This window comes from Caballeronia sp. ATUFL_M2_KS44 (assembly GCF_023630965.1).
Classification (GTDB): Bacteria; Pseudomonadota; Gammaproteobacteria; order Burkholderiales; family Burkholderiaceae; genus Caballeronia; species Caballeronia concitans.
Window position 1 is genome coordinate 1,278,035 of the sequence record NZ_JALQEA010000006.1, and the last position, 22,244, is coordinate 1,300,278.

The following is a 22,244-nucleotide window of genomic DNA, read 5'->3' on the forward strand; positions in this document are numbered from 1 at the left end:
GGCCGGGCGCGCGAAGGTATCCGATCGACGCTTGTCACCCCGAGCATTTGCCGCCTTTTCATTTTGCAAGCCGCCCATCGAAGGAGATGTCATGGCCCAGTTCAGTGCAACGCCCGGCAGTTCCGCGCTGCCGCCGTATGAGAACCAGTACGACGGACAATCCTCCGCGCAGGAGACCGGCTTGCCAGCCGGTTACAGCGATCGCCTCTACAACGAAGACCTCGCGCCGCTGAAGAACCAGACCTGGGGCGCGTACAACATCTTCGCGTTCTGGATGTCGGACGTGCATAGCGTCGGCGGCTACGTATTCGCGGGCAGTCTCTTCGCGCTCGGCCTCACGAGCTGGCAAGTGCTCGTGTCGCTGCTGATCGGCATCGGGCTCGTGAACGTGCTGTGCAATCTCATCGCGAAGCCGAGCCAGGTGGCGGGCGTGCCGTATCCGGTCGCGTGCCGCGCGACTTTCGGCGTGCTCGGCGCGAACATTCCCGCTGTCATTCGCGGGCTGATCGCGGTGGCGTGGTACGGCATCCAGACGTATCTGGCGTCGAGCGCGCTCGTGATCGTCGTGCTGAAGTTCGTGCCGTCGCTCATGCCTTACGCCGATGTTCACCGCTACGGCTTCGTCGGGCTTTCCGCGCTCGGCTGGGCGGGCTTCATGCTGCTGTGGGTGCTGCAGGCCGTGGTGTTCTGGCGCGGCATGGAGATGATCAAGAAGTTCATCGACTTCGCCGGTCCGGCCGTGTATGTCGTGATGTTCCTTCTCGCCGGCTATATGGTGTGGCGCGCGGGCATCCACAATATCGGATTGAATCTCGGCGGCGTGAAGTATCACGGCATGGAAGTGGTGCCGGTGATGATCACCGCGATCTCGCTCGTCGTGTCCTATTTCTCCGGCCCGATGCTCAACTTCGGCGACTTCTCGCGCTACGGCAAGAGCTTTCGCAGCGTGAAGCGCGGCAACTTCTGGGGCCTGCCGGTCAACTTCCTGGCGTTCTCGCTCGTGACCGTCATCACGACTGCCGCGACCTTGCCCGTGTTCGGCCAGCTCATCACCGATCCGGTGGAAACGGTGGGGCGCATCGATCATCCGACCGCCGTGATTCTCGGCGCGCTGACGTTCACCATCGCGACCATCGGCATCAATATCGTGGCCAACTTCGTGTCGCCGGCTTTCGACTTCTCGAACGTCGCGCCGCGTCTCATCAGCTGGCGCATGGGCGGGATGCTGGCCGCGACCGCGTCGATCTTCATCACGCCGTGGAACCTGTTCAACAATCCGGCCGTGATTCACTACACGCTCGATATTCTCGGCAGCTTCATCGGACCTTTGTATGGTGTCCTGATCATCGATTTTTATCTGGTCAAGCGCGGCAAGCTCGCGGTGGACGATCTCTACACCACGTCGGAAGCCGGCAAGTACTGGTACACGAAGGGCGTGAATCGCCGCGCGGTGATGGCGCTCCTGCCCGCCGCCGTGATCGCGATTCTCTGCGTGATGCTGCCGTCGCTCGAAGCCTCCGCGAACTTCTCGTGGTTCATCGGCGCGGGACTGGGCGCGTTGTTCTACTGGATGCTGGCGGACCGCAAGCGCGCCGTCTGAGCGCGAAGAGAACCTGAGAGACGATGAACAGAACCGCCGACAGGACGCTCGACGAAGCGCCGCGGCGGATGGCAGGAAGAAAGGAGACAGCAATGCGCATCAAACTCATCAATCCGAACACGACGCAGCGCATGACCGATTCGATGGCCCGCTGCGCCCGCGATATCGCCGCGCCGGGCACCGAGATCATCGCGGTCAGCCCGACGATGGGCCCGCCGTCCATCGAAGGCTATTACGACGAAGCGATCGCGTCGCTCGGTCTGCTCGCTGAAGTGGAAGCGGGCGAGCGGCAGGGCGTCGATGCCTACGTGATCGCGTGTTTCGGCGATCCCGCGCTGTACGCGGCCCGCGAACTGGCGCGCGGCCCGGTGATCGGCATCGCGGAAGCGGCGATGCATGCGGCGAGCGTCATCGCGCCGGGCTTCTCCGTCGTGACGACGCTCTCGCGCACGTGCGGCATGGCGTGGCATCTCGCGGAGCGCTACGGCATGTCGCGCTTCTGCAAGAACGTGCGTGCGACGGATGTCGCCGTGCTCGAACTCGACGAACCGGGATCGGCGGCGCGGGAAACGATCATCGACGAATGCCGGCGCGCGCTCGACGAAGACGGCTCGGACGCGATCGTGCTCGGCTGCGCGGGCATGGCGGAGTTTTGCCGCGAAGTGGAGGACGCGATCGGCGCGCCGGTCGTCGAAGGCGTGACGGCGGCGGTCAAATGGGCGGAGGCGCTCGTCGCGCTCAAGCTGCACACGGCGAAACGGGGCGATTTCGCGCGGCCGCTCGCCAAACGCTACGACGGCGTGCTCGCCGATTTCAGCCCGCGCTGATCGCGGATATCTGCGCCGCTGTATGGGCGCGCCGGAGCGTTTTCGCTACACTGAATCGTCGACAATCCGATCTTCAACGCCCAGTCCCGACCCAGCCATGTCTTTAGATCCGAACTATCCGCGCGACCTGATCGGCTACGGCCGCCACCCCGTGCAGGCGAACTGGCCGGAACGCGCGCGCGTCGCCGTGCAATTCGTGCTCAATTACGAAGAAGGCGGCGAAAACTGCGTGCTGCACGGCGATCCCGGCTCCGAGCAGTTTCTGTCCGAGATCGTCGGCGCGGCGGCGTATCCGTCGCGTCACATGAGCATGGAATCGATCTACGAGTACGGATCGCGCGCGGGCGTGTGGCGCATCCTGCGCGAGTTCGAAAAGCGCGGCTTGCCGCTCACGGTGTTCGGCGTCGGCATGGCGATGGAACGGCATCCGGAACTGTCTCAGGCGTTCGTCGAACTGGGACATGAAATCGCGTGTCACGGCTATCGGTGGATTCACTATCAGGACATGTCGCCGGAACGCGAAGCGGAGCACATGCGGCTCGGCATGGAAGCCATCGAGCGTATTACCGGCGTGCGGCCGCTCGGCTGGTACACCGGGCGCGACAGCCCGAACACGCATCGGCTGGTGGCGGAACACGGCGGCTTTCTCTACGACTCGGACTACTACGGCGACGACCTCCCGTTCTGGATGGACGTCGAAGTGACGGGCGGCAAGAGCACGCCGCAACTGATCGTGCCGTACACGCTCGATACCAACGACATGCGCTTCGCCACGCCGCAGGGCTTCAACACGGGCGATCACTTCTTCACCTATCTGCGCGATGCCTTCGACGTGCTCTACGAAGAAGGCGACGAAGCGCCGAAGATGCTTTCCATCGGCATGCATTGCCGGCTGCTCGGGCGTCCGGGGCGCTTCCGCGGACTGCAGAAGTTCCTCGATCACATCGAAAAGCACGATCGCGTCTGGGTGACGCGGCGCGTGGATATCGCGCGCCACTGGCGCGAGCATCATCCGTATCAGACGAAGAGTGAAACCAAGCGCGAAACCAACAACGGGACGGCGGCATGAAAGCGATGCAAACCACACTCGATCAACTCAACGCCATGCCCGCCGATGCCTTCGTGACCGTGCTCGCGGGCATCTTCGAACACTCGCCGTGGGTCGCGGAAATCGCGGCGACGCAACGCCCGTTCGCGAGCATCGACTCGCTGCATGCGGCGATGTCGAAAGCCGTCGAAACAGCCGGCGGCGAAAAGCAGCTCGCGCTCATCAACGCGCACCCGGAACTCGCGGGCAAGGCGGCGGTGCGCGGCGAACTGACGGCCGAATCGACGCGCGAGCAAAGCGGCGCCGGCCTCGACCTCTGCACGCAGGAAGAATTCGACAAGCTGCAATCGCTGAACGCGCGGTATCGCGAGAAATTCGGCTTTCCGTTCATTCTCGCCGTGCGCGGCTATGACCGTCACGGCATCATCGCGAACTTCGAAAAGCGCGTGAATCACGACCGCGCCGAAGAGCTTCGCACGAGCCTCGATCAGATTTACCGGATCGCCCGCTTCAGGTTGGACGACCTCATCGCGGCCTGATCCTTTCACCCGTTTAACAAGGACGAAGACAATGGCAATTCCGACACTCGATCCCAACGCGCCCGACTTCACGCGCCGTTATGTGAATCTCGCGGACCCGCGTCTCGGCGCGCAGGCACTCGAGGCGAGCGACGATTTCTTCGCGCCGAAGGAACGCATGCTGAACCCCGAGCCGGCCGTGTTCATTCCCGGCAAATTCGACGATCACGGCAAGTGGATGGACGGTTGGGAAACGCGCCGCAAGCGCACGACGGGCTACGACTGGTGCGTCGTCAAGCTGGCGCGGCCGGGCGTGATCAAGGGCATCGATCTCGATACGAGCCACTTCACGGGCAATTTCCCGCCGGCGGCGTCGATCGAAGGCGCGCATGTCGCCGATGGCTCGCCGAATCAGTCCACGCAATGGACCGAAATCGTGCCGTCGATGACGCTGCAGGGCAACAGCCACCACTATCTCGACGTCAGCGCGGAACAGCCGTTCACGCACCTGCGCGTGAACATCTATCCGGACGGCGGCATCGCGCGTCTGCGTGTTTATGGCCAGCCGCAGCTCGACTGGCGCAACGCGGACCGCAGCCAGCTCGTCGATCTCGGCGCGATGGAAAACGGCGCGTACATGGTCGGCACGAACAACCAGCACTTCGGGCTCGCCTCGACGCTTCTGATGCCGGGCCGCGGCGTCAACATGGGCGACGGCTGGGAAACGCGCCGTCGTCGCGAACCGGGCAACGACTGGTGTATCGTCGCGCTGGCGCAGCCGGGCATCATCAAGAAAGTCGAAGTGGACACCGCGCACTTCAAGGGCAATTTCCCGGACCGCTGCTCGCTGCAGGCCGCGTACGTCACGGGCGGCACGGACAGCTCGCTCGTCACGCAGGCGATGTTCTGGCCGGTGCTGCTCGGCGAGCAGAAGCTGCAGATGGACAAGCAGCATTTCTACGAATCGGAACTGGCGGCGCTCGGGCCGGTGACGCACGTGCGCTTCAATATCTACCCGGACGGCGGCGTCTCGCGCCTGCGTCTTTTCGGAACGCTCGCATGATGAAGAAGCTGGCCATCGAACCGCTGACGCGCGCTGCGTTCGAGCCTTTCGGCGACGTGATCGAACTGGAAGGCGCGAAGCAGATTCCGATCAACCTCGGCACGACGATCCGCTTCCACGATCTCTGCAACGTGGATGTGACCGACGAAGGCGGCCGCGCGATCGTCAATCTGTTTCGCGGACAGCCGCGCACGCTGCCGTTCGAATGCAAGATGATGGAGCGGCATCCGCTCGGCAGCCAGGCGTTCGTGCCGCTCGATGACCGGCCGTATCTCGTCGTGGTCGCCCCGGCGGGCGATCTCGACGAATCGAAGATCCGCGCGTTCGTCACGCGCGGCTGGCAAGGCGTCAATTATGCGAAGGGCGTCTGGCATCATCCGTTGCTCGCGCTCGGCAAGGTGAGCGATTTCATCGTCGTCGATCGCGGCGGAGAGGGGCACAACCTCAACGAGCAGGACCTGAGAGAATCGGTATGGCTCACGGAAGACGCGTTGCGATAACGTTGCTTCCTCAAAGCTGACCCGAAAGACCGGCGCGCGAAACGCCGGTCTTTTTCTTTGCGGCGCGCGAAACGGCTACCATAGACGGTTCCTTTCCGACGAGCGATTCCACGATGCCCGCACGCATGATCGACCTACGCAGCGATACCGTCACCCGCCCGAGCCAGGCGATGCTCGCGGCCATGTCCGCAGCCGAAGTCGGCGACGACGTCTGGGGCGACGATCCCACCGTCATCCGGCTCCAGTCCACGCTTGCCGAACGCGCCGGCAAGGAAGCGGGCCTGTTCTTTCCGAGCGGCACGCAAAGCAACCTCGCCGCGCTGATGGCGCATTGCGCGCGCGGCGACGAATACATCGTCGGCCAGGCGGCGCATACGTACAAATACGAGGGCGGCGGCGCGGCGGTGCTCGGCAGCATCCAGCCGCAGCCGATCGAAAACGCGCCCGACGGCTCGCTGCCGCTCGATAAGATCGCGGCGGCCATCAAGCCCATCGACAATCACTTCGCGCGCTCGAAGCTGCTCGCGCTGGAGAACACCATCGGCGGGAAAGTGCTGCCGGCTTCGTATGTGACGGAAGCGACGAAGCTCGCGCGCGATCGCGGACTCTCGACGCATCTCGACGGCGCGCGCGTGTTCAATGCGGCCGTCGCGTCGGCACGCCCGGTGAGCGAGCTGTGCGCGCCGTTCGACACGGTGTCCATCTGCTTTTCGAAGGGAATGGGCGCGCCGGTGGGATCGGTGCTGGTCGGAAGCCGCGCGCTGGTCGATGTCGCGGCGCGCTGGCGCAAGGTGCTCGGCGGCGGCATGCGGCAAGCCGGCCTGCTCGCGGCGGCGTGTCTGTATGCGCTGGATCATCACGTCGATGGACTCGCGCAGGATCACGACAACGCCGCGCGTCTCGCAGCAGGGCTCGCGCAGATCGACGGCATCTCGATTCAATCGCAGGCGACCAACATGGTCTTCGCGCAGATTCCGCAGGCGCATTGCGAGCGGCTCGAAGCGTGGCTGAAAGAGCGCGGCATCCTCACGCAGATGCTGTATGCGTCGCGGTTCGTCACGCATCGCGATGTGTTGCCCGAGGATATCGATACCGTGATCGACGCCGTGAAGGCGTACTTCGCGGCCCGCTGAACGCAAATGGCCCGACCGGCGTGAAACCGGTCGGGCCATTTTGCTTGGGCGCGAAGTCTTACTGCACCGCGCCTCCATCGAACCACGCGGCGATCTTCTGACGTTCCGCGTCCGTCATCTGCGTGACATTGCCGAGCGGCATCGCCTTCAGCGTCACCGCCTGCTGATGCAGACGCTGCGCGTTCTGCTTGATCTCGGCGGGCGTATCGAGCACGACGCCGGCGGGCGCGCTGCCCATCATCGACGGATGCGCCGAGTGGCACGTCGCGCAACGCTGCTGGATGATCGGCTGAATATCGGCGACCTTGAGCGTCGGCGCGCCGGCGGCCTGCGCGACCGGCATGCTGGGCGCGGGCATCGTCCATGCAAAGGCGCCGAGCACCAGCACGAGACCCGCGACGGGCATGTACCACAGCACCTGCCCGCGATGCCGCATCACGAAGAACTGGCGAATCAGCGCGCCGGCCAGCATGATCAGCACGAGGATCAGCCAGTTGTACTTGTGCGTGTAGGTCATCGCGTAGTGATTCGACAGCATCGCGAAAACGACGGGCAGCGTGAAGTACGTGTTGTGCACGGAGCGCTGCTTGCCGCGCTTGCCGTAGATGGCGTTCGGCGTTTCGCCCTTGAGCATCGACGCGACCATCTTGCGCTGCCCCGGAATGATGACGAAGAACACGTTCGCCGACATGATCGTCGCGAGCATCGCACCGGTGATCAGATACGCCGCGCGGCCCGAGAACACGTGACACGCGACGAACGCCGCGATCAGCACGTAGATGCCGACGCAAATGCCGAGCAGCTTGTCCTTGGTGCCGAGCAGACGGCACAGCGAGTCATACACGATCCAGCCCGCGAGCAGAAAGCCGATCGCCGACGCCACGGCCACCACCGGCCCCATGTCGAGCACGTTCTTGTCGATGAGATACGTGCTCGGCGAGAGCAGATACAGCACGAGGAAGAGGCCGAAGCCGGACATCCACGTCGTGTACGACGGCCAGAACGACCAGTGCAGATTCTCGGGCATGTCCTGCGGCGCGACCGAATACTTCTGCATGTGATAGAACCCGCCGCCGTGCACGTGCCAGAAGTCGCCGAACACGCCGCGACGGCGCGCGTTCGGGTCCTGCGGCGGTTTCAGGCTGTTGTCGAGCGCGACGAAGTAAAACGATTCGCCGATCCACGCGATCGCCACGATCACGTGCAGACAGCGCAAGGCCAGATTGAGCCAGTCGGTGATAAAGCCTTCCATGAACTCCTCCACTACCGATTCGTTATGCGCACGTTGTGCTGGTGTATGTGTATATGCGTGTTCGCAACTCAACTGCCGCGATACGTGCTGTACGCCCACGGCGAGACGAGCAGCGGCACGTGATAGTGCGACGCCGCATCCGCGATGCCGAAGCGCAACACCACGCGATCCACGAAACGCGGCTCGGGCACCTTCACGCCGAGCGCGGCGAAATAATCGCCCGCGTGGAAGACGAGTTCGTACTCGCCGGTTTCGAGTTCCGCGCCTTCGAGCAGCGGGGAATCGCAACGGCCGTCGTCGTTGGTGAGGGTGGTCTTGATCGCGCGCCGGGTGTCGCCGGTGAGCGCGAACAGCTCGACTTTGATGTTCGCGCCGGGGCGGCCGTGCGCGGTGTCGAGGACGTGGGTGGTGAGCTTGCCCATTCGCATGTTCCTTGTGTTGTGCGATGTCCGGCTCGCGCATCGATCCGAAATCCGCACGGGGGAGTGTGCGGCGGCGGCGGATCGAGGCTCCACGTCAGTGGCTACATACCCGTCGGCGTTTCAGATGCGCGCCGTGTACAGCATTTTAGAAATTTGCGGCGCGCCGTGCGCCCGCGATAGGAAAGATAATGCCGGGCGCATGAGGGCGTACCCTGATCGTCGCGGCGCAAGCGGCCTCTTTTCCGGCGATGCTACCCGCGCCAAAATTCGCGCATATATCGAGGGCGTGAAGACGACTATGACGCCCGGCTGATTGCGGCGATGTTTTTGGCTGCGGACAGTGCGAGTGCGGCAACCAAGCCGCGTCCCGAAGACGGCGATCGACGCTGGGTAACCGGGGTTCTCATGCCATTCATCGAACCGTCGACGGAGAAACGATGTCCACACTGCTAGTCAAGAACGCCCACATGCTCGTCACGATGGACGCGCAACGCCGCGAAATCGCCGATGGCGCGCTGTATATCGAAGACAACCGCATCGTCGCGGCCGGCCCGACGAGCGAACTGCCGCAAACCGCCGACGACGTGCTCGACATGCGCGGGCATCTCGTCATTCCGGGCCTCGTCAACACGCATCACCACATGTATCAGAGCCTGACGCGCGCGATTCCCGCCGCGCAGAACGCCGAGCTGTTCGGCTGGCTCACGAATCTCTACAAGATCTGGGCGCATCTCACGCCCGAGATGATCCACGTCTCGACGACGACCGCGATGGCCGAACTGCTGCTCTCGGGCTGCACGACGTCGAGCGATCACCTCTATATCTATCCGAACGGCAGCCGGCTCGACGACAGCATCGCGGCGGCGCGCGAAATCGGCATGCGCTTTCACGCGGCGCGCGGCAGCATGAGCGTCGGGCAGAAGGATGGCGGTCTGCCGCCGGATTCGGTCGTCGAAAAGGAAGACGCGATTCTGAAGGACTCGCAGCGCCTCATCGAGACCTATCACGACGAAGGCCGTTACGCGATGCTGCGCGTGGTCGTCGCGCCGTGCTCGCCGTTCTCGGTGAGCCGCGAGCTGATGCGCGACAGTGCGGCGCTCGCGCGCGAATACGGCGTGTCGCTGCACACGCATCTGGCCGAAAACGTGAACGATGTCGCGTATAGCCGCGAGAAGTTCGGCATGACGCCCGCCGAGTACGCGGAAGACCTCGGCTGGGTCGGCCACGACGTGTGGCACGCGCATTGTGTCCAGCTCGACGAGCCGGGCATCGCGCTGTTCGCGCGCACGGGAACCGGCGTCGCGCATTGTCCGTGCTCGAACATGCGGCTCGCGTCGGGCATCGCGCCGATCCGTGCGATGCGCGATGCGGGCGTGCCGGTCGGCCTGGGCGTGGACGGCTCCGCGTCCAACGATGGCGCGCAGATGGTCGCGGAAGTGCGGCAGGCGTTGCTGCTGCAGCGCGTCGGCTTCGGTCCCGATGCGATGACGGCGCGCGAAGCCCTCGAAATCGCGACGCTCGGCGGCGCGAAAGTGCTCAACCGCGATGACATCGGCGCGCTCGCGCCCGGCATGGCGGCGGACTTCGTGTCGTTCGACCTGTCGCAGCCGGCGTTCGCGGGCGCGTTGCACGATCCGGTCGCGGCGCTCGTGTTCTGCGCGCCGTCGCAAGTGGCGACGAGCGTCATCGACGGAAAAGTGGTCGTGAAGGAAGGGCGGCTGACGACGGTGGATGTGCGCGCGGTCGTCGAGCGGCATAACGCGCTCGCACGCGATCTCGCGGACCGCGCGCGATAGCGCCGCGAAACGTCAGGGCTGGTCGATCAGCGAGCGCGTCGCTTCGGCGACGAGCCCGCGCAGCCAGCGGACTTCATCGGAGTAATGGCAGCGCTCGTGCCAAAGCTGGTAATACTGCATCGGCGGAAAATCGAGCGGCGCGGGCACGACCGCGAGCGGCAGGAACCGCGCGTAGTGATCGGCGAAGAGGCGCGTGGTCGTGAACACGAGATCGGACTTGATCAGCACGTAAGGCGCAAGATTGAAGTACGGCAGCGTGACGACGACATGGCGCTTCAGACGCTCGCGCGCGAGGTGCACGTCGATTGCGCCGCGCTGTCCAACGGAATAGGGCGTCGGCGCGAGATGCGGCGCGTTGAGATATTGATCGAGCGTGAGCCCGCCGCGCTTCGCGAACGGATGCGTGTTGCTCACGAGGCAGACGATCTTGTCGACGAAAAGATTCGACAGATGCAGTTGCTCGGGCGGCTCCGGCCAGTTGCCGACGACGATATCGAGCTTGCCGTCTTCCAGCGCGAGTTCGTAGTCGAACGCCGGCCCGAGCGAATGAAACTCGAGCGTGGCGTTCGGCGCGGCCTGACGAAACCGCTCGACGACGGTCGGCACGAAGAGCACGTTCAGATAGTCGGGACAGCCGATGCGATAGCACCGCACGGACGTCGACGGATCGAAGTTGTGTTGCTGGACCTTGATGCGCTCGATTTCGCGCAAGGCGTTCTGCGTCGGTTCGAGCAGGCGCAGGCCGTATTCGGTCGGCACCATGCCGGACTTGCCGCGCACGAGAAGCGGGTCGCCGGTGATGTCGCGAAGGCGGCGCAGCGCGGCGCTGATGGCGGGTTGGGACTGATTGAGCTTGACGGCCGCGCGCGTGACGCTGCGCTCCATCAGCAGGGTATGCAAGACGCGCAATAAGTACGTATCGATCGCCTCGCGTTGCTGACTCATGTTATCTCCACTATATGTTCTGGCTGATCGATGCGGGGTGACTACATATCATTTTTAATATGACACAAGAATTGCGTCAAGGTGTGGCTTACCCGCAAACAGGCGCTGTGCGAGAAGCGACAGAGAATTTTGAGTTATCGACTTAGGGGCGCGAATTCTGTAAATTCTGCCCGCGGCATGAATATGCGCGACGCTCGGGTGTCGTTCGCTGTCGCGGTAACTTTTCCCAGTCCGGCCTGCTCGGTGGCCGGGCGCAATCTCTGAGCTCAATGAGCGACGCCATTTCGAATTCGACAACGCCTCCGCGCCTGGCGTTGTCCGGCATCAGCAAGCAGTATCCGTCCGTCAAGGCCAACGACGGAGTGAATCTCGTCGTGATGCCGGGCGAGATTCACGCCGTGCTCGGCGAAAACGGCGCGGGCAAATCCACGCTGATGAAGATCATCTACGGCGCCGTGCGGCCGGATGAAGGCGAGATCCGCTGGCAGGGCGAACCGGTTGAAATCGGCAGTCCGGCGGCGGCCCGCAAGCTCGGCATCGGCATGGTGTTTCAGCATTTCTCGCTGTTCGAGACGCTGACGGTCGCTGAAAACATCGCGCTCGCGCTCGACGATAAATTCGACATGAAGGCGCTGTCGAAGCGCATCCGCGAGGTATCGGCGGACTACGGCCTCGATGTCGATCCGCAGCGGCACGTTCATAGCCTGACGGTGGGCGAGCGGCAGCGCGTCGAGATCGTGCGATGCCTGCTGCAGAATCCGCGTCTGCTCATCATGGACGAACCGACTTCGGTGCTGACGCCGCAAGCGGTTCAGAAGCTCTTCAAGGTCTTGCGCCGGCTCGCGGCGGAAGGCTGCAGCATTCTCTATATCAGCCACAAGCTCGACGAAATCCAGTCGCTTTGCGAGAACGCCACCGTGATGCGGGGCGGCCGCGTGACCGGCAACGTCGATCCGCGCAAGGAAACGCATGCGTCGCTCGCGCAATTGATGGTCGGCCACAGTCTGCCGGACTACACGCGGCGCGCGCATACGCCCGGCGATGTGCTGCTCGCGGTGAAGGATCTTTCCGTGGCGAGTCCCGATCCGTTCGGCACGTCGCTCGAAAACGTGTCCTTCGGCGTGCGCGCGGGCGAAATCTTCGGCATCGCGGGCGTGTCGGGCAACGGCCAGGCGGAGTTGCTCGCGGCGCTGTCCGGCGAAATCCGCGATCGTCAGGCCGCGCCCGATGCCGTCTCGATCTGCGGCACGCCCGCCGCGCGTCTCACGGCAGGCGCGCGCCGGCGGCTCGGCTTCGCGTTCGTGCCCGAAGAGCGGCTCGGACGCGGCGCGGTCCCGGCGATGTCGCTTGCCGACAACGGTTTGCTCACCGCGCATCGGCAGAAGCTGGTGCAGGGCGGCTGGATCAAATCCGGCGCGATGAAAGCGTTCGCCGACCGCTGCATCGAAGCGTTCGACGTGCGTTGCGGCGGCAGCGGCGCGCTCGCGCAGAGTCTCTCGGGCGGCAACTTGCAGAAGTTCATCGTCGGACGCGAGATATTGCAGGCGCCGAAGGTGCTCGTCGTCGCGCAGCCGACCTGGGGCGTCGATGTCGGCGCGGCGGGTTTCATCCGCCAGCAATTGCTCGATCTCGCGGCGCGCGGCGTCGCCATCCTCGTGATTTCCGAGGAACTGGAAGAACTCTTCGACATCTGCGACCGACTCGCCGTGCTCGCGCGCGGCAAGCTCTCGCCGGTGCGCGCGACGGGCGAGACCAACGCCGAGGAAATCGGCCTCTTCATGGCGGGCCTCTTCGACGGCAAGCGCACGTCCGCCGCCGAACTCGACTCCTTGAGCCACAAAGCATGATCTTTCCCTATCGACTCGAAGCGCGCCCGACGCCGTCGCGCGTCATGCAGCTCGCCGTGCCGGTCGTCGCCGCTGTCGCGACGCTCGTCATCGGCTTCCTGATTTTCAGCATCGTCGGGCAAGACCCGCTGCGCGCGATGCACGCGTTCTTCATCGAGCCGCTTTCGAACATCAACGGCTGGTCGGAACTCGTGCTGAAGGCGTCGCCGCTGTGCCTCATCGGGCTCGGGCTCGCGGTCGGATACCGCGCGAACGTGTGGAACATCGGCGCGGAAGGGCAGATGCTGCTGGGCGGCATCGTCGCGGGCGGCATCGCCATTCATGCGGGCGACGCGTCCGGCTGGTGGACGCTGCCGCTGATGATGGCGGGCGGCGTCGCGGGCGGCATGGCGTGGGCCGCGATTCCCGCGCTGCTCAAGAGCCGCTTCAACACGAACGAGATTCTCACGAGCCTCATGCTCACGTACGTCGCGACGCAGTTGCTCATCTATCTGGTGAGCGGCCCGTGGCGCGATCCGGAGGGCATGAACTTCCCGATTTCCGCGATGTTCGTCGACGATGCGCTGTTCCCGCGTCTCTACGGCGACTGGCACTGGACGTGGCTCAAGGGCACGCGCATCAACGCGTCGGTGTTTCTGACGGCGATCGCGGTGCCGCTCGTGTGGCTCTTCATGCGCAAGAGTTTCGCGGGCTTCCGGATGAACGTCGGCGGTCTCGCGCCGCTGGCCGCGCGCTACGCGGGCTTCTCCGACAAGAAGACGATCTGGACGTCGCTGCTCCTTTCGGGCGGTCTCGCGGGACTCGCCGGCATGGGCGAAGTGGCCGGTCCCATCGGGCAGCTTCAGGCGAGCTGGTCGCCGGGCTACGGCTTCACGGCGATCATCGTCGTGTTCGTCGGGCGGCTGCATCCGATCGGCATCGTGCTCGCGAGTCTGTTGATGGCGCTCCTGTATCTCGGCGGCGAAGCGGTGCAAACGTCGCTGCAACTGCCTCAGGCGCTCGCGGGCGTGTTTCAGGGTTTGCTGCTGTTCTGTCTGCTCGGCTGCGATCTTTTCGTCAATTACCGCATCCGGCGTCGCACGCCGGTGCACCACGCCGCTTAAGAGAGACACAGATGGACATCAATCAAGCCAGCAATCTCGCATCGAGCGCGGTCGTCGCGGCCATTCCGCTGATGTTCGCGGGCGCGGGCGAACTCGTCGCCGAAAAGTCGGGCGTGCTCAACCTCGGCGTCGAAGGCATGATGCTGATGGGCGCGGTCACCGGATACGCGGTCACCGCGATCACCGGCAGCCCGTGGCTCGGCGTCGTCGCGTCGGTGTTCGCGGGTCTCGCGATGGCGCTGCTCTTCGGCTTTCTCACCATCACGATGCTCGCGAATCAGGTCGCCACCGGCCTCTCGCTCACGATCTTCGGCATCGGCTTCTCGGCGTACGTCGGCAAGCCGTACACGTCGGCGGCGGTGCGCGCGAGCATCGACGTGATGCCGATTCCCGCTCTTTCCAGCATTCCGGTGCTCGGCCCGGCCATCTTCTCGCTGACGCCGCTCGGCTACCTCGCATTCGCGATGTTCGCGCTGATCGGCTGGTTTCTGTACAAGACGCGCGCGGGGCTCGTGCTGCGCTCGGTCGGCGAATCGCCGGCGGTCGCGCATTCGGTCGGCTTTCCGGTCGTCGGCGTTCGCTACGGCGCGACGCTTTTCGGCGGCGCGATGGCGGGCATCGCGGGCGGCTATTACTCGATCGTCTATCTGCACGTCTGGCAAGAACAACTGACCTCGGGGCGCGGGTGGATCGCGCTTGCGCTCGTCGTGTTCGCGACGTGGCGTCCGGGCCGCCTGCTGATCGGCGCGCTGCTCTTCGGCGCGGTGATGGCGTTGCAGTTCTATGCGCAGGCCATCGGCGTACCGGTGCCGACGCAGTTCCTCGCGATGCTGCCGTATCTCGCGACCATCGTCGTGCTGGTGCTGATCTCGCGCAATCCGAACACGATCAAGCTGAACGCGCCGGCATCGCTCGGCAAGCCGTTTTTCGCCGCGAGCTGATGCACGCGTGTTCTGGTTTTTTGCATGCATCGCGTTGCATGCAAAGTGCCGCATTCAAAATGCCGCGCGATGCGATCACCGACGCGTCTGTTGCTGTCTTGCCGCACCGCGCGCGCCCGGGTTCCGCCGGCTTTTTTGGCCGATGAAACTTCAGGCGAACCGCTTTCCGTTTTGCATACAACATCCAAAAGGAGAATCACGCAATGAATAAAGCAGGGCTGAAGGCGATCGCGGCCACGGTCGCACTGTCGGCGACGCTCGCCGCTGCAAGCGCGCAAGCCGCGGATGCACCGGGCGTCGCGTTCGTTTATCTCGGCAATCCGGGCGATGCGGGCTGGACCTTCGCGCACGACGCCGGATCGAAGGAAGCCGAAGCGAAGTACGGCAACAAGATCAAGATCACGCGCGTGGAGAACGTGCCGGAATCCGCCGACTCGGAACGCGTGTTCCGCGATCTCGCGAACAAGGGCAACAAGATCATCTTCGCGACGAGCTTCGGCTATCAGGACTTCGCGCTGAAGGTGGCGAAGGACTTCCCCGACACGGTTTTCCTGTCGGCAACGGGCTTCAAGAAAGCGAAGAACTTCGGCACGTACGACGTGCGCATGTATCAGGGCGCCTATCTCGCGGGCGTCGCCGCCGGCTACGTGACGAAGACGAACACGCTCGGCTTCGTGGCGTCGGTGCCGATTCCGGAAGTGGTGCGCAACATCAACGCGTACACGCTGGGCGCGCGCTCGGTGAATCCGAAGATCCACACGAAGGTCATCTGGATCAACAGCTGGTTCGATCCGGGCAAGGAAAAGCAGGCGGCTGAAACGCTGATCGGGCAGGGCGCGGACGTGCTGCTGCAGAACACCGATTCGAACGCGACGCTCAACACCGCGAACGAAAAGCACGTCTATGCGTTCGGCTGGGATTCGAACATGAAGAAGTTCGGCCCCAACGCGCATCTGGGCTCGGTCGTCGCGCACTGGGGCGTGTACTACAACGACGTGATCCAGAAGGTCATGGACGGCAAGTGGAAGAACGATCCGGTGTGGCTCGGCATTCCGCAGAAGGCGGTGGACCTTGAAGACCTGAACAGCGGCGTGATTCCCGCGAAGGCGATGCAGGCCGTCGCCGCCCAGCGCGAGGAACTGCATAGCGGCAAGCGCGACGTGTTCACGGGTCCGATCAAGGATCAGTCGGGCGCGGAGAAGGTGCCGGCCGGCAAGACGCTGACGGATCCGGAACTGCAGCGCATCAACTGGTACGTGGAAGGCGTGGACGGCTCGCTGCCGAAGTAACGCGTTCCGCTGCATCGTCGCGATGAAAAAACCGCGCTTTCGAGGCGCGGTTTTTTTTGCAGCGTCGAACGGCGAAAGGCGCGCGTTCAGTCCTCGATGCGCAAGCCGACCTTGATCGTCACCTGCCAGTGCAGAATCTGGCCGTTCTCGATGTGACCGCGCGTTTCCGTCACTTCGAACCAGTGCATGTTGCGCAACGTCTTCGATGCCTTCGCCAGCGCGACGCGCACGGCGTCATCGCTCGACTGCGTGGACGATCCGGTGAGTTCGATCTGCTTATAGACGTGTTCCGACATGATGTTCTCCTTGTGATGTGTCCGAAGCCGCATTGCAGCAAGACATGCGCCACGCCGGGCAATCCGGACCGCCCGGACGCGCCGCTGCCGCGCCCGGATTCACGAGGCGCATCGGCAACGAACAACAGGGAAATCGATTCGACCGGCGATCAACGCAACGGGCGCGAGGCCGCATCGCCCGCATCCTGACGGCGCGTGCCGCGACGCGCGCGCGTCGTTGCCGTCGCACCGAACTCGCTCAGAATCTGCGTGCGGGCGCGGCTCGCGAACACGAGGAAGCCGAACCCGTTCGCTTCGTACCAGTAGCCGCCGTTCTCCAGTCCGTCGAGCGGCTGCTCCAATGCGTTCGTGATGGATTCGACACATCGCCTGTGCAGCTCGTCGATGGCCGGATAGGGCGGTTGCGCGCCGCGCACGCTGCACAGAAGGACATCGAGTCCCGGCAGCACGTGTGCGTAGAGCACCGGTTCATCCTGCGCGCGAGCGCGTGCAATCTTGGTATCGAGCTGGCCAAACGGCTTGAAATGCCGCAGCACGGCGAGAAACGATTCGTCGCCATCAGCCTTCACGCGTCCACGCTTTTTCGGGAAGGACATAAAAATTCGCCTGAAAAAGAATTGCAAGAAACGCAGCGTCCTCATGCGGCCACTCCCGTCTTGCGTGCCGCACGTCGATCTTTTATAGCGCATCGATGTGTTCAGGTCACGGTGAATCGGGCCGTCCGGACGTTCGACCGGCTGGTTGCCGATACGCACGTGAGGCGCACGAATCGTGCCGATGACCTTGGCGGCCCGCTGGTATCCCCTCGGCATTCCCCTGGATGTCTATCTGACTTCTATCCCAATAATAGTCCTGCTACTAGCCGTGCGAATAGCCTTCGCGAAGAAAAAAGCGGTCGTGCGAACGAAGCGGCGCGTGCCTTTCGTGCACGCGCCGCATGGGAGAAGCGAGTTGGCCCGCCTGAAGCGGGAAGGCGCGGGAATATCCGTCTAGACGCGCGGCGTTTTCTTCAGTTCATCGCGGATTTCGCGCAGCAGCAGCACGTCTTCCGGCGTCGGCGCGTTCGGTGCTTCTTCGTGCGGCTTGCGCAGATTGTTGATGAACTTGACCATCAGAAAGATGATGAACGCGAGAATGATGAAGTTGATCAGCACGGTGATGAACGAGCCGTAGCCGAACACCGCGACGCCCGCGGTTTGCAGGTCCTTGTAGGAATCGGGATTGCCTTTGAAAGTCGGCGGTATGTGACCGAGGCGGACGAAGAGATTCGAGAAATCGAGGCCGCCCGTGGCGAGACCAACCACCGGCATGATCAGGTCCTTGACGACGGAGTTCACGATCGTCGAGAACGCGCCGCCGATGATCACCCCGACCGCGAGGTCCATGACGTTGCCCTTGAGGGCGAAGTTCTTGAATTCCTGCATCATGCTCATGCGCGGCTTCCTCCTTTTTGAGTTCGAACGGTTTTTCCTTAAGCGACACCGCAGCGACCCAGCGGCGACGCGCGGCAGCAATGGCGATGCCATCGATGCGAACGGTCAGGCGTGACATCGCCATGATAGTCAATTGAACCGCGAATCGCCGCATTCGTGCCGGTTCACGTGCGAACGGCGCTGCGAACGGACGGCTTTGCGATCAGGCGGCTTTCACGCGGCCTACGCTGATCGCCGCGCAAAATGCCGCGTGATCGGCCACGGTCTGCGCGCCGTAGCGTTCGGCCCACATCGCGTAGGCGGCGTCGAGCTTGTCGGAGTTGCCGCAATAGCCTGCGATGAGCGCGGCGTCGCCGGTGCGGGCGTGCGCGCGGGCGAGCAGCAACCCGAGGCACCACGCGTAGAAGTCGAAGGTCGCGCCGTGCAGCCAGTCGACCGGAATGGAGCCGCGAATCTGCTTCATCTGGCGCACGTAGAAATCGCGTCCGGCGATGGTCGTCCAGCCGAGCAGGGCGTCGGATGAGCTTTGCATCAGCCGTTGTCCATGCACCACGCGCCTGCCCTGATGCCGATACGGCTCCTCGAGCGGCGGCACGAACGGCGCGGCGGCCGGCACGATGCCTTCCTTCACCTGGATGAACAGCGGATCGCCGAGCGCGCGGCCGAGCATCAGCACGAGATACGCGCGCGTGCCGACGCTGCCCACGCCGACGACGCGATGCGCCACATCCACGACATCGTAGCGTTCGAGCATCATGCGCCACTCGCCCGCGATGGTTTGCAGATACGCCTTGATGCCGTCGGTGACGTGATTCTTCTCGGCGGCGTCGAGCTTCGTGAGAATCGGCGGATCGACGATGAAGCGCCAGCTCTTGCCCACCGGCTCCGCGACTTTCGCGAGCATGGTCGCGTGCGAGCGTTTCATCGCGCGCTCGACGGTCTTTTGAACGGTCGCTTTCTCGTCGTCGGTGAGTGCCGTGGGCGCGTCCACATGCAGCGCGCTCGCGTACGAACGCATGTTCCAGAGATCGTAGGGACTCACGCGCCAGAGCTTTTCCATCGTCGTGCGATACGCCGCGCACGCGGAACGCACCGCACGCTCGCGGCCCTGCACGTCGACGCCGTTTTCGCGCGCCGCGACGTTGATGCTCGCGGTCAGGCGCTTCAAATCCCATTCCCAGGGACCGACGAGGGTTTCGTCGAAATCGTTCAGATCGAACACGACGTCCTGACGCGGCGTGCGAAAGAGGCCGAAATTATTGATGTGCGCGTCGCCGTCGATGATCACGTTGTGCCCGATCGACGGCGACTTCGCGAGATCCCACGCCATGACGGTCGCGGAGCCGCGCAGGAAAGCGAACGGCGATTCGGCCATGCGCGCCATGCGCAGCGGCAAGAGGCGCTCCTGGCGACCCGCGTTGCCGGCGAGCACGCGCTCGACGGGATCGGGGCGGTCGGGTTCCGGCTGCCACGCGCCGTGCGCTTCGAACGGAATGGCGTCGCGAAGCGAGCGGCCGGTCGCGCGGCTTTGGTCGGCCGTGCCGGTGGAGGTCGTCGAGATGGAGGTAGGGCGCGTGGACAAGCGTGTTCTCCTTCGGCGAGCGGGACGATTTCAGGCGCGATGTAACGCACGGTTTGCAGCAGCGCAGCATGTATCGCGCCAGAGATGGCGGACGGCCCGCGCGCGGCGGGCCGGGTATGCGACTTGCTCTTAGCTGATCCGATCAGCCGCGATCCGATTATGCCCTGCCATGCGGCACACCATCTTTCCCGACGCCGCACGCGTCATCTCTTATCGAAACATCATTCATGCCGAACGAATATCGCATTGCCGAAGGCTCCCCGTTTCCGCTCGGCGCGACGTGGGACGGGAAGGGCGTGAATTTCGCCCTGTTCTCCGCGAACGCGACCAAGGTCGAACTCTGTCTCTTCGACGACAAGGGCGAAAAGGAACTGCAGCGCATCGAACTTCCCGAATACACCGACGAAGTGTGGCACGTCTACGTGAATGGCCTCGCGCCGGGCGCGGTGTACGGCTATCGCGTGCACGGGCCGTATGAGCCGGAAGCCGGCCATCGTTTCAATCCGAACAAGCTGCTGCTCGACCCCTACGCGAAGGCGCACGTCGGCGAACTGAAGTGGGACCCGGCCGTGTTCGGCTACACGCTGAACGCGGAAGGCGACGATCTCACGTTCGACGAACGCGACAGCGCGCCGTTCATGCAGAAGTGCCAGGTCGTCGATCAGAGCTTCACGTGGACGCACGCCACGCGCGTGCGCGTGCCCTGGGAGCACACGATCTTCTACGAAACGCACGTGCGCGGCTACACGAAGCGGCATCCGGCGATTCCGGAGCACATGCGCGGCACGTTCGAAGGGCTCGGACAGAAGGAAGTGGTCGACTACATCAAGAGCCTCGGCGTGACGTCCGTCGAACTGTTGCCGATCCAGGCGTTCGTCAACGACAGCTATCTGCTCGACAAGGGCCTCACGAACTACTGGGGCTACAACACGATCGGTTTCTTCGCCGCCGATCCGCGCTTTTTCGCGCGCGGCGCGGGCGTGGTCGCCGAGTTCAAGGAGATGGTCGACCGCCTGCACGAAGCCGGCCTCGAAGTGATCCTCGACGTGGTCTACAACCACACCGCCGAAGGCAACGAGCGCGGGCCGACGCTGTCGTTCCGCGGCATCGACAACGCGTCGTACTATCGGCTGATGCCGGAGCAGGCGCGCTACTACATCAACGATACCGGTACCGGCAACACGCTGAATCTCTCGCATCCGCGCGTCCTGCAGATGGTCACCGACAGCCTGCGCTACTGGGTGACGGAGATGAACGTCGACGGTTTCCGTTTCGATCTCGCGACGATTCTCGGCCGCGAGCCGTACGGCTTCGACGAAGGCGGCGGCTTTCTCGACAGTTGCCGGCAAGATCCGATTCTCTCGAGCGTCAAGCTCATCGCGGAGCCGTGGGATTGCGGTCCCGGCGGCTATCAGGTCGGCGGCTTCCCGCCGGGCTGGGCCGAGTGGAACGACCGTTATCGCGACACCGTGCGCGGCTTCTGGAAGGGCGGCGAGGGCGAAGCGGCGGAGCTTGCGAAGCGCATCACCGCATCGGGCGACAAGTTCAACAAGCGCGGGCGTCGTCCGTGGGCGAGCGTGAACTTCATCACCGCGCACGACGGCTTCACGCTCAACGATCTCGTCTCCTACAACGACAAGCACAACGAGGCGAACGGCGAAGACAACAAGGACGGCCATTCGGACAACAAGTCGTGGAATTGCGGCGCGGAAGGCCCGACCGACGATCCGGAAATCCGCACGCTGCGCGAGCGCCAGAAGCGCAACATGCTCGCGACGCTCTTGTTCTCGCAAGGCACGCCGATGATCCTCGCGGGCGACGAATTCGGCCGCACGCAGGAGGGCAACAACAACGCGTATTGTCAGGACAACGAGATCAGTTGGGTCAACTGGGATTTCGACGACGACGGCCGCGCGCTGACCGATTTCGTGCGCAAGCTGACGACGCTGCGCCACACGCTGCCGGTGCTGCGGCGTCAGCGCTTCCTGACGGGCGAGTATCGCGACGACATGGACGTCGCCGATGTGAAGTGGCTGAGCCCGAGCGGCGACACGCTCACGCCGGAACAGTGGGACGATCCGGGCATGCACTGCTTCGGGCTCGTCATCGACGGCCGCGCGCAGGCGACGGGCATCCGCAAGCCCGCGTCGGACGCGACGCTGCTGCTGATCGTGAACGCGTATCACGATGTCGTCGATTTCACGTTGCCGGATATTCCCGGGCCGGATCAGTGGAGCTGTCTGATCGATACGAACGCGCCGATCCGCGAGGAGCTGCCGCAATTCGATTCCGGCGACGTCTACCAGGTGACGGGCCGCTCGCTGCTGCTCTTCGCGCTTCAGGCGCGCGGCGCGACGCAGCGGATCATCGAAGGACTGGAAGACGCGCTGACGGATGAAGTTCCGCCCGCGCAGAACGACGAGAAATCGGGCGGCTGACGCGGCTCGCTGTCGTCAGGTTGTTATCATGCGATCTTTGCAATCGCAGCAGGGCGGCGAAAGCCGCCCTTGTCTTTTCACGATGTCTTTTCGAAGCACAGCCGCATGATCGTCCGGACGTTGCTCAGCACGGCGAACTGGGATCAACTGGAGCGCATCTGGGCGTTCATCGTCGGCTTCTTCAAGTTCCTGTGGGCGCTGTTGAAGCTGC

General features: G+C 64.0%; 20 protein-coding genes. 13 read left to right on the forward strand and 7 right to left on the reverse strand.

The features are described 5' to 3' along the window. The first annotated feature begins 91 nt into the window (after window positions 1-91). The 7 genes from NCR39_RS06145 (at window position 92) to ltaE (ending at window position 6,689) form a co-directional block, all read left to right on the forward strand. Entirely contained in the window at window positions 92-1,600 is a 1,509-nt protein-coding gene (locus NCR39_RS06145; RefSeq protein WP_250451315.1) for an NCS1 family nucleobase:cation symporter-1, read from the forward strand. A 92-nt stretch (window positions 1,601-1,692) separates the two neighbouring features. Continuing rightward, on the forward strand, window positions 1,693-2,427 hold the full coding sequence (locus NCR39_RS06150) for an aspartate/glutamate racemase family protein (RefSeq protein WP_250451316.1): 735 nt from the start codon (window positions 1,693-1,695) through the stop codon (window positions 2,425-2,427). Between the two features lie 97 nt (window positions 2,428-2,524). After that, the gene (gene puuE / locus NCR39_RS06155) at window positions 2,525-3,496 is read left to right on the forward strand and encodes an allantoinase PuuE (RefSeq protein WP_250451317.1); all 972 of its coding nucleotides are present in this window, start codon (window positions 2,525-2,527) and stop codon (window positions 3,494-3,496) included. Continuing rightward, window positions 3,493-4,014 carry a 2-oxo-4-hydroxy-4-carboxy-5-ureidoimidazoline decarboxylase gene (gene uraD, locus NCR39_RS06160; protein ID WP_250451318.1) on the forward strand — a complete coding sequence of 174 codons (522 nt, stop codon included), beginning with the start codon at window positions 3,493-3,495 and terminating at the stop codon, window positions 4,012-4,014. Before puuE ends, uraD begins: the two co-directional genes overlap by 4 nt. Before the next feature lie 31 nt (window positions 4,015-4,045). Beyond that, window positions 4,046-5,056, forward strand: coding sequence for an allantoicase (gene alc, locus NCR39_RS06165; RefSeq protein ID WP_250451319.1), 1,011 nt, complete (start codon window positions 4,046-4,048; stop codon window positions 5,054-5,056). Further along, a complete protein-coding gene (locus tag NCR39_RS06170; protein WP_040049541.1) occupies window positions 5,056-5,556 on the forward strand; it encodes an ureidoglycolate lyase in 501 nt (166 codons plus the stop codon). The genes alc and NCR39_RS06170 overlap by 1 nt, the downstream gene beginning before the upstream one ends. A gap of 125 nt (window positions 5,557-5,681) precedes the next feature. Beyond that, window positions 5,682-6,689 carry a low-specificity L-threonine aldolase gene (ltaE, locus tag NCR39_RS06175; protein ID WP_250451320.1) on the forward strand — a complete coding sequence of 336 codons (1,008 nt, stop codon included), beginning with the start codon at window positions 5,682-5,684 and terminating at the stop codon, window positions 6,687-6,689. A gap of 58 nt (window positions 6,690-6,747) precedes the next feature. On the opposite strand, the gene NCR39_RS06180 is transcribed toward ltaE, so the two are convergent. Then, window positions 6,748-7,941 carry a urate hydroxylase PuuD gene (locus tag NCR39_RS06180; RefSeq protein ID WP_250451321.1) on the reverse strand — a complete coding sequence of 398 codons (1,194 nt, stop codon included), beginning with the start codon at window positions 7,939-7,941 and terminating at the stop codon, window positions 6,748-6,750. Between the two features lie 68 nt (window positions 7,942-8,009). After that, the gene (gene uraH, locus NCR39_RS06185) at window positions 8,010-8,363 is read right to left on the reverse strand and encodes a hydroxyisourate hydrolase (RefSeq protein ID WP_250451322.1); all 354 of its coding nucleotides are present in this window, start codon (window positions 8,361-8,363) and stop codon (window positions 8,010-8,012) included. Between the two features lie 437 nt (window positions 8,364-8,800). Between uraH and NCR39_RS06190 the strand changes: the two genes are divergently transcribed. Beyond that, complete coding sequence (locus NCR39_RS06190; RefSeq protein ID WP_250451323.1) at window positions 8,801-10,159, forward strand: 8-oxoguanine deaminase; 1,359 nt, start codon at window positions 8,801-8,803, stop codon at window positions 10,157-10,159. Window positions 10,160-10,171: 12 nt separating this feature from the next. Here the strand turns inward: NCR39_RS06190 and NCR39_RS06195 are convergent, their stop codons facing one another. After that, window positions 10,172-11,104 carry a LysR substrate-binding domain-containing protein gene (locus NCR39_RS06195; protein WP_008349998.1) on the reverse strand — a complete coding sequence of 311 codons (933 nt, stop codon included), beginning with the start codon at window positions 11,102-11,104 and terminating at the stop codon, window positions 10,172-10,174. A gap of 269 nt (window positions 11,105-11,373) precedes the next feature. On the opposite strand from NCR39_RS06195, the gene NCR39_RS06200 reads away from it, so the two are divergent. The 4 genes from NCR39_RS06200 to NCR39_RS06215 all read left to right on the forward strand — a co-directional run bounded on the left by NCR39_RS06200 (window position 11,374) and on the right by NCR39_RS06215 (window position 16,284). After that, window positions 11,374-12,951 (forward strand): ABC transporter ATP-binding protein, encoded by a 1,578-nt coding sequence (locus tag NCR39_RS06200; RefSeq protein ID WP_250451324.1) that lies wholly within the window; start codon window positions 11,374-11,376, stop codon window positions 12,949-12,951. Then, window positions 12,948-14,054, forward strand: a complete 1,107-nt coding sequence (locus NCR39_RS06205) for an ABC transporter permease (RefSeq protein ID WP_250451325.1) — start codon at window positions 12,948-12,950, stop codon at window positions 14,052-14,054. The genes NCR39_RS06200 and NCR39_RS06205 overlap by 4 nt, the downstream gene beginning before the upstream one ends. A gap of 11 nt (window positions 14,055-14,065) precedes the next feature. Then, the gene (locus NCR39_RS06210; protein ID WP_250451327.1) at window positions 14,066-14,995 is read left to right on the forward strand and encodes an ABC transporter permease; all 930 of its coding nucleotides are present in this window, start codon (window positions 14,066-14,068) and stop codon (window positions 14,993-14,995) included. Between the two features lie 203 nt (window positions 14,996-15,198). Continuing rightward, on the forward strand, window positions 15,199-16,284 hold the full coding sequence (locus NCR39_RS06215; RefSeq protein WP_250451328.1) for a BMP family ABC transporter substrate-binding protein: 1,086 nt from the start codon (window positions 15,199-15,201) through the stop codon (window positions 16,282-16,284). Between the two features lie 86 nt (window positions 16,285-16,370). On the opposite strand, the gene NCR39_RS06220 is transcribed toward NCR39_RS06215, so the two are convergent. From NCR39_RS06220 to NCR39_RS06235, 4 genes are all read right to left on the reverse strand, one after another. Continuing rightward, complete coding sequence (locus NCR39_RS06220) at window positions 16,371-16,580, reverse strand: dodecin (RefSeq protein ID WP_040049434.1); 210 nt, start codon at window positions 16,578-16,580, stop codon at window positions 16,371-16,373. Window positions 16,581-16,729: 149 nt separating this feature from the next. Then, entirely contained in the window at window positions 16,730-17,221 is a 492-nt protein-coding gene (locus NCR39_RS06225) for a hypothetical protein (protein WP_250451330.1), read from the reverse strand. Window positions 17,222-17,569: 348 nt separating this feature from the next. After that, on the reverse strand, window positions 17,570-18,013 hold the full coding sequence (mscL, locus tag NCR39_RS06230) for a large conductance mechanosensitive channel protein MscL (RefSeq protein ID WP_040049543.1): 444 nt from the start codon (window positions 18,011-18,013) through the stop codon (window positions 17,570-17,572). Between the two features lie 202 nt (window positions 18,014-18,215). Continuing rightward, window positions 18,216-19,595, reverse strand: a complete 1,380-nt coding sequence (locus NCR39_RS06235) for a DUF2252 domain-containing protein (RefSeq protein ID WP_250451331.1) — start codon at window positions 19,593-19,595, stop codon at window positions 18,216-18,218. Window positions 19,596-19,822: 227 nt separating this feature from the next. Between NCR39_RS06235 and glgX the strand changes: the two genes are divergently transcribed. After that, window positions 19,823-22,033: a glycogen debranching protein GlgX gene (glgX, locus tag NCR39_RS06240; protein ID WP_250451332.1), complete on the forward strand. Its 2,211-nt coding sequence runs from the start codon at window positions 19,823-19,825 to the stop codon at window positions 22,031-22,033. Window positions 22,034-22,244 lie beyond the last annotated feature (211 nt).

Coding starts and splice junctions, on each gene's coding strand:
- NCR39_RS06225 (WP_250451330.1), bottom strand. CDS start 17,221: ATGAGGACGCTGCGTTTCTTGCAATTCTTTTTCAGGCGAATTTTTATG.
- NCR39_RS06190 (WP_250451323.1), top strand. CDS start 8,801: ATGTCCACACTGCTAGTCAAGAACGCCCACATGCTCGTCACGATGGAC.
- NCR39_RS06205 (WP_250451325.1), top strand. CDS start 12,948: ATGATCTTTCCCTATCGACTCGAAGCGCGCCCGACGCCGTCGCGCGTC.
- NCR39_RS06145 (WP_250451315.1), top strand. CDS start 92: ATGGCCCAGTTCAGTGCAACGCCCGGCAGTTCCGCGCTGCCGCCGTAT.
- mscL (WP_040049543.1), bottom strand. CDS start 18,013: ATGAGCATGATGCAGGAATTCAAGAACTTCGCCCTCAAGGGCAACGTC.
- NCR39_RS06210 (WP_250451327.1), top strand. CDS start 14,066: ATGGACATCAATCAAGCCAGCAATCTCGCATCGAGCGCGGTCGTCGCG.
- uraD (WP_250451318.1), top strand. CDS start 3,493: ATGAAAGCGATGCAAACCACACTCGATCAACTCAACGCCATGCCCGCC.
- NCR39_RS06195 (WP_008349998.1), bottom strand. CDS start 11,104: ATGAGTCAGCAACGCGAGGCGATCGATACGTACTTATTGCGCGTCTTG.
- NCR39_RS06200 (WP_250451324.1), top strand. CDS start 11,374: ATGAGCGACGCCATTTCGAATTCGACAACGCCTCCGCGCCTGGCGTTG.
- uraH (WP_250451322.1), bottom strand. CDS start 8,363: ATGGGCAAGCTCACCACCCACGTCCTCGACACCGCGCACGGCCGCCCC.
- alc (WP_250451319.1), top strand. CDS start 4,046: ATGGCAATTCCGACACTCGATCCCAACGCGCCCGACTTCACGCGCCGT.
- puuE (WP_250451317.1), top strand. CDS start 2,525: ATGTCTTTAGATCCGAACTATCCGCGCGACCTGATCGGCTACGGCCGC.
- NCR39_RS06215 (WP_250451328.1), top strand. CDS start 15,199: ATGAATAAAGCAGGGCTGAAGGCGATCGCGGCCACGGTCGCACTGTCG.
- NCR39_RS06170 (WP_040049541.1), top strand. CDS start 5,056: ATGAAGAAGCTGGCCATCGAACCGCTGACGCGCGCTGCGTTCGAGCCT.
- NCR39_RS06150 (WP_250451316.1), top strand. CDS start 1,693: ATGCGCATCAAACTCATCAATCCGAACACGACGCAGCGCATGACCGAT.
- NCR39_RS06220 (WP_040049434.1), bottom strand. CDS start 16,580: ATGTCGGAACACGTCTATAAGCAGATCGAACTCACCGGATCGTCCACG.
- ltaE (WP_250451320.1), top strand. CDS start 5,682: ATGATCGACCTACGCAGCGATACCGTCACCCGCCCGAGCCAGGCGATG.
- NCR39_RS06180 (WP_250451321.1), bottom strand. CDS start 7,941: ATGGAAGGCTTTATCACCGACTGGCTCAATCTGGCCTTGCGCTGTCTG.
- glgX (WP_250451332.1), top strand. CDS start 19,823: ATGCCGAACGAATATCGCATTGCCGAAGGCTCCCCGTTTCCGCTCGGC.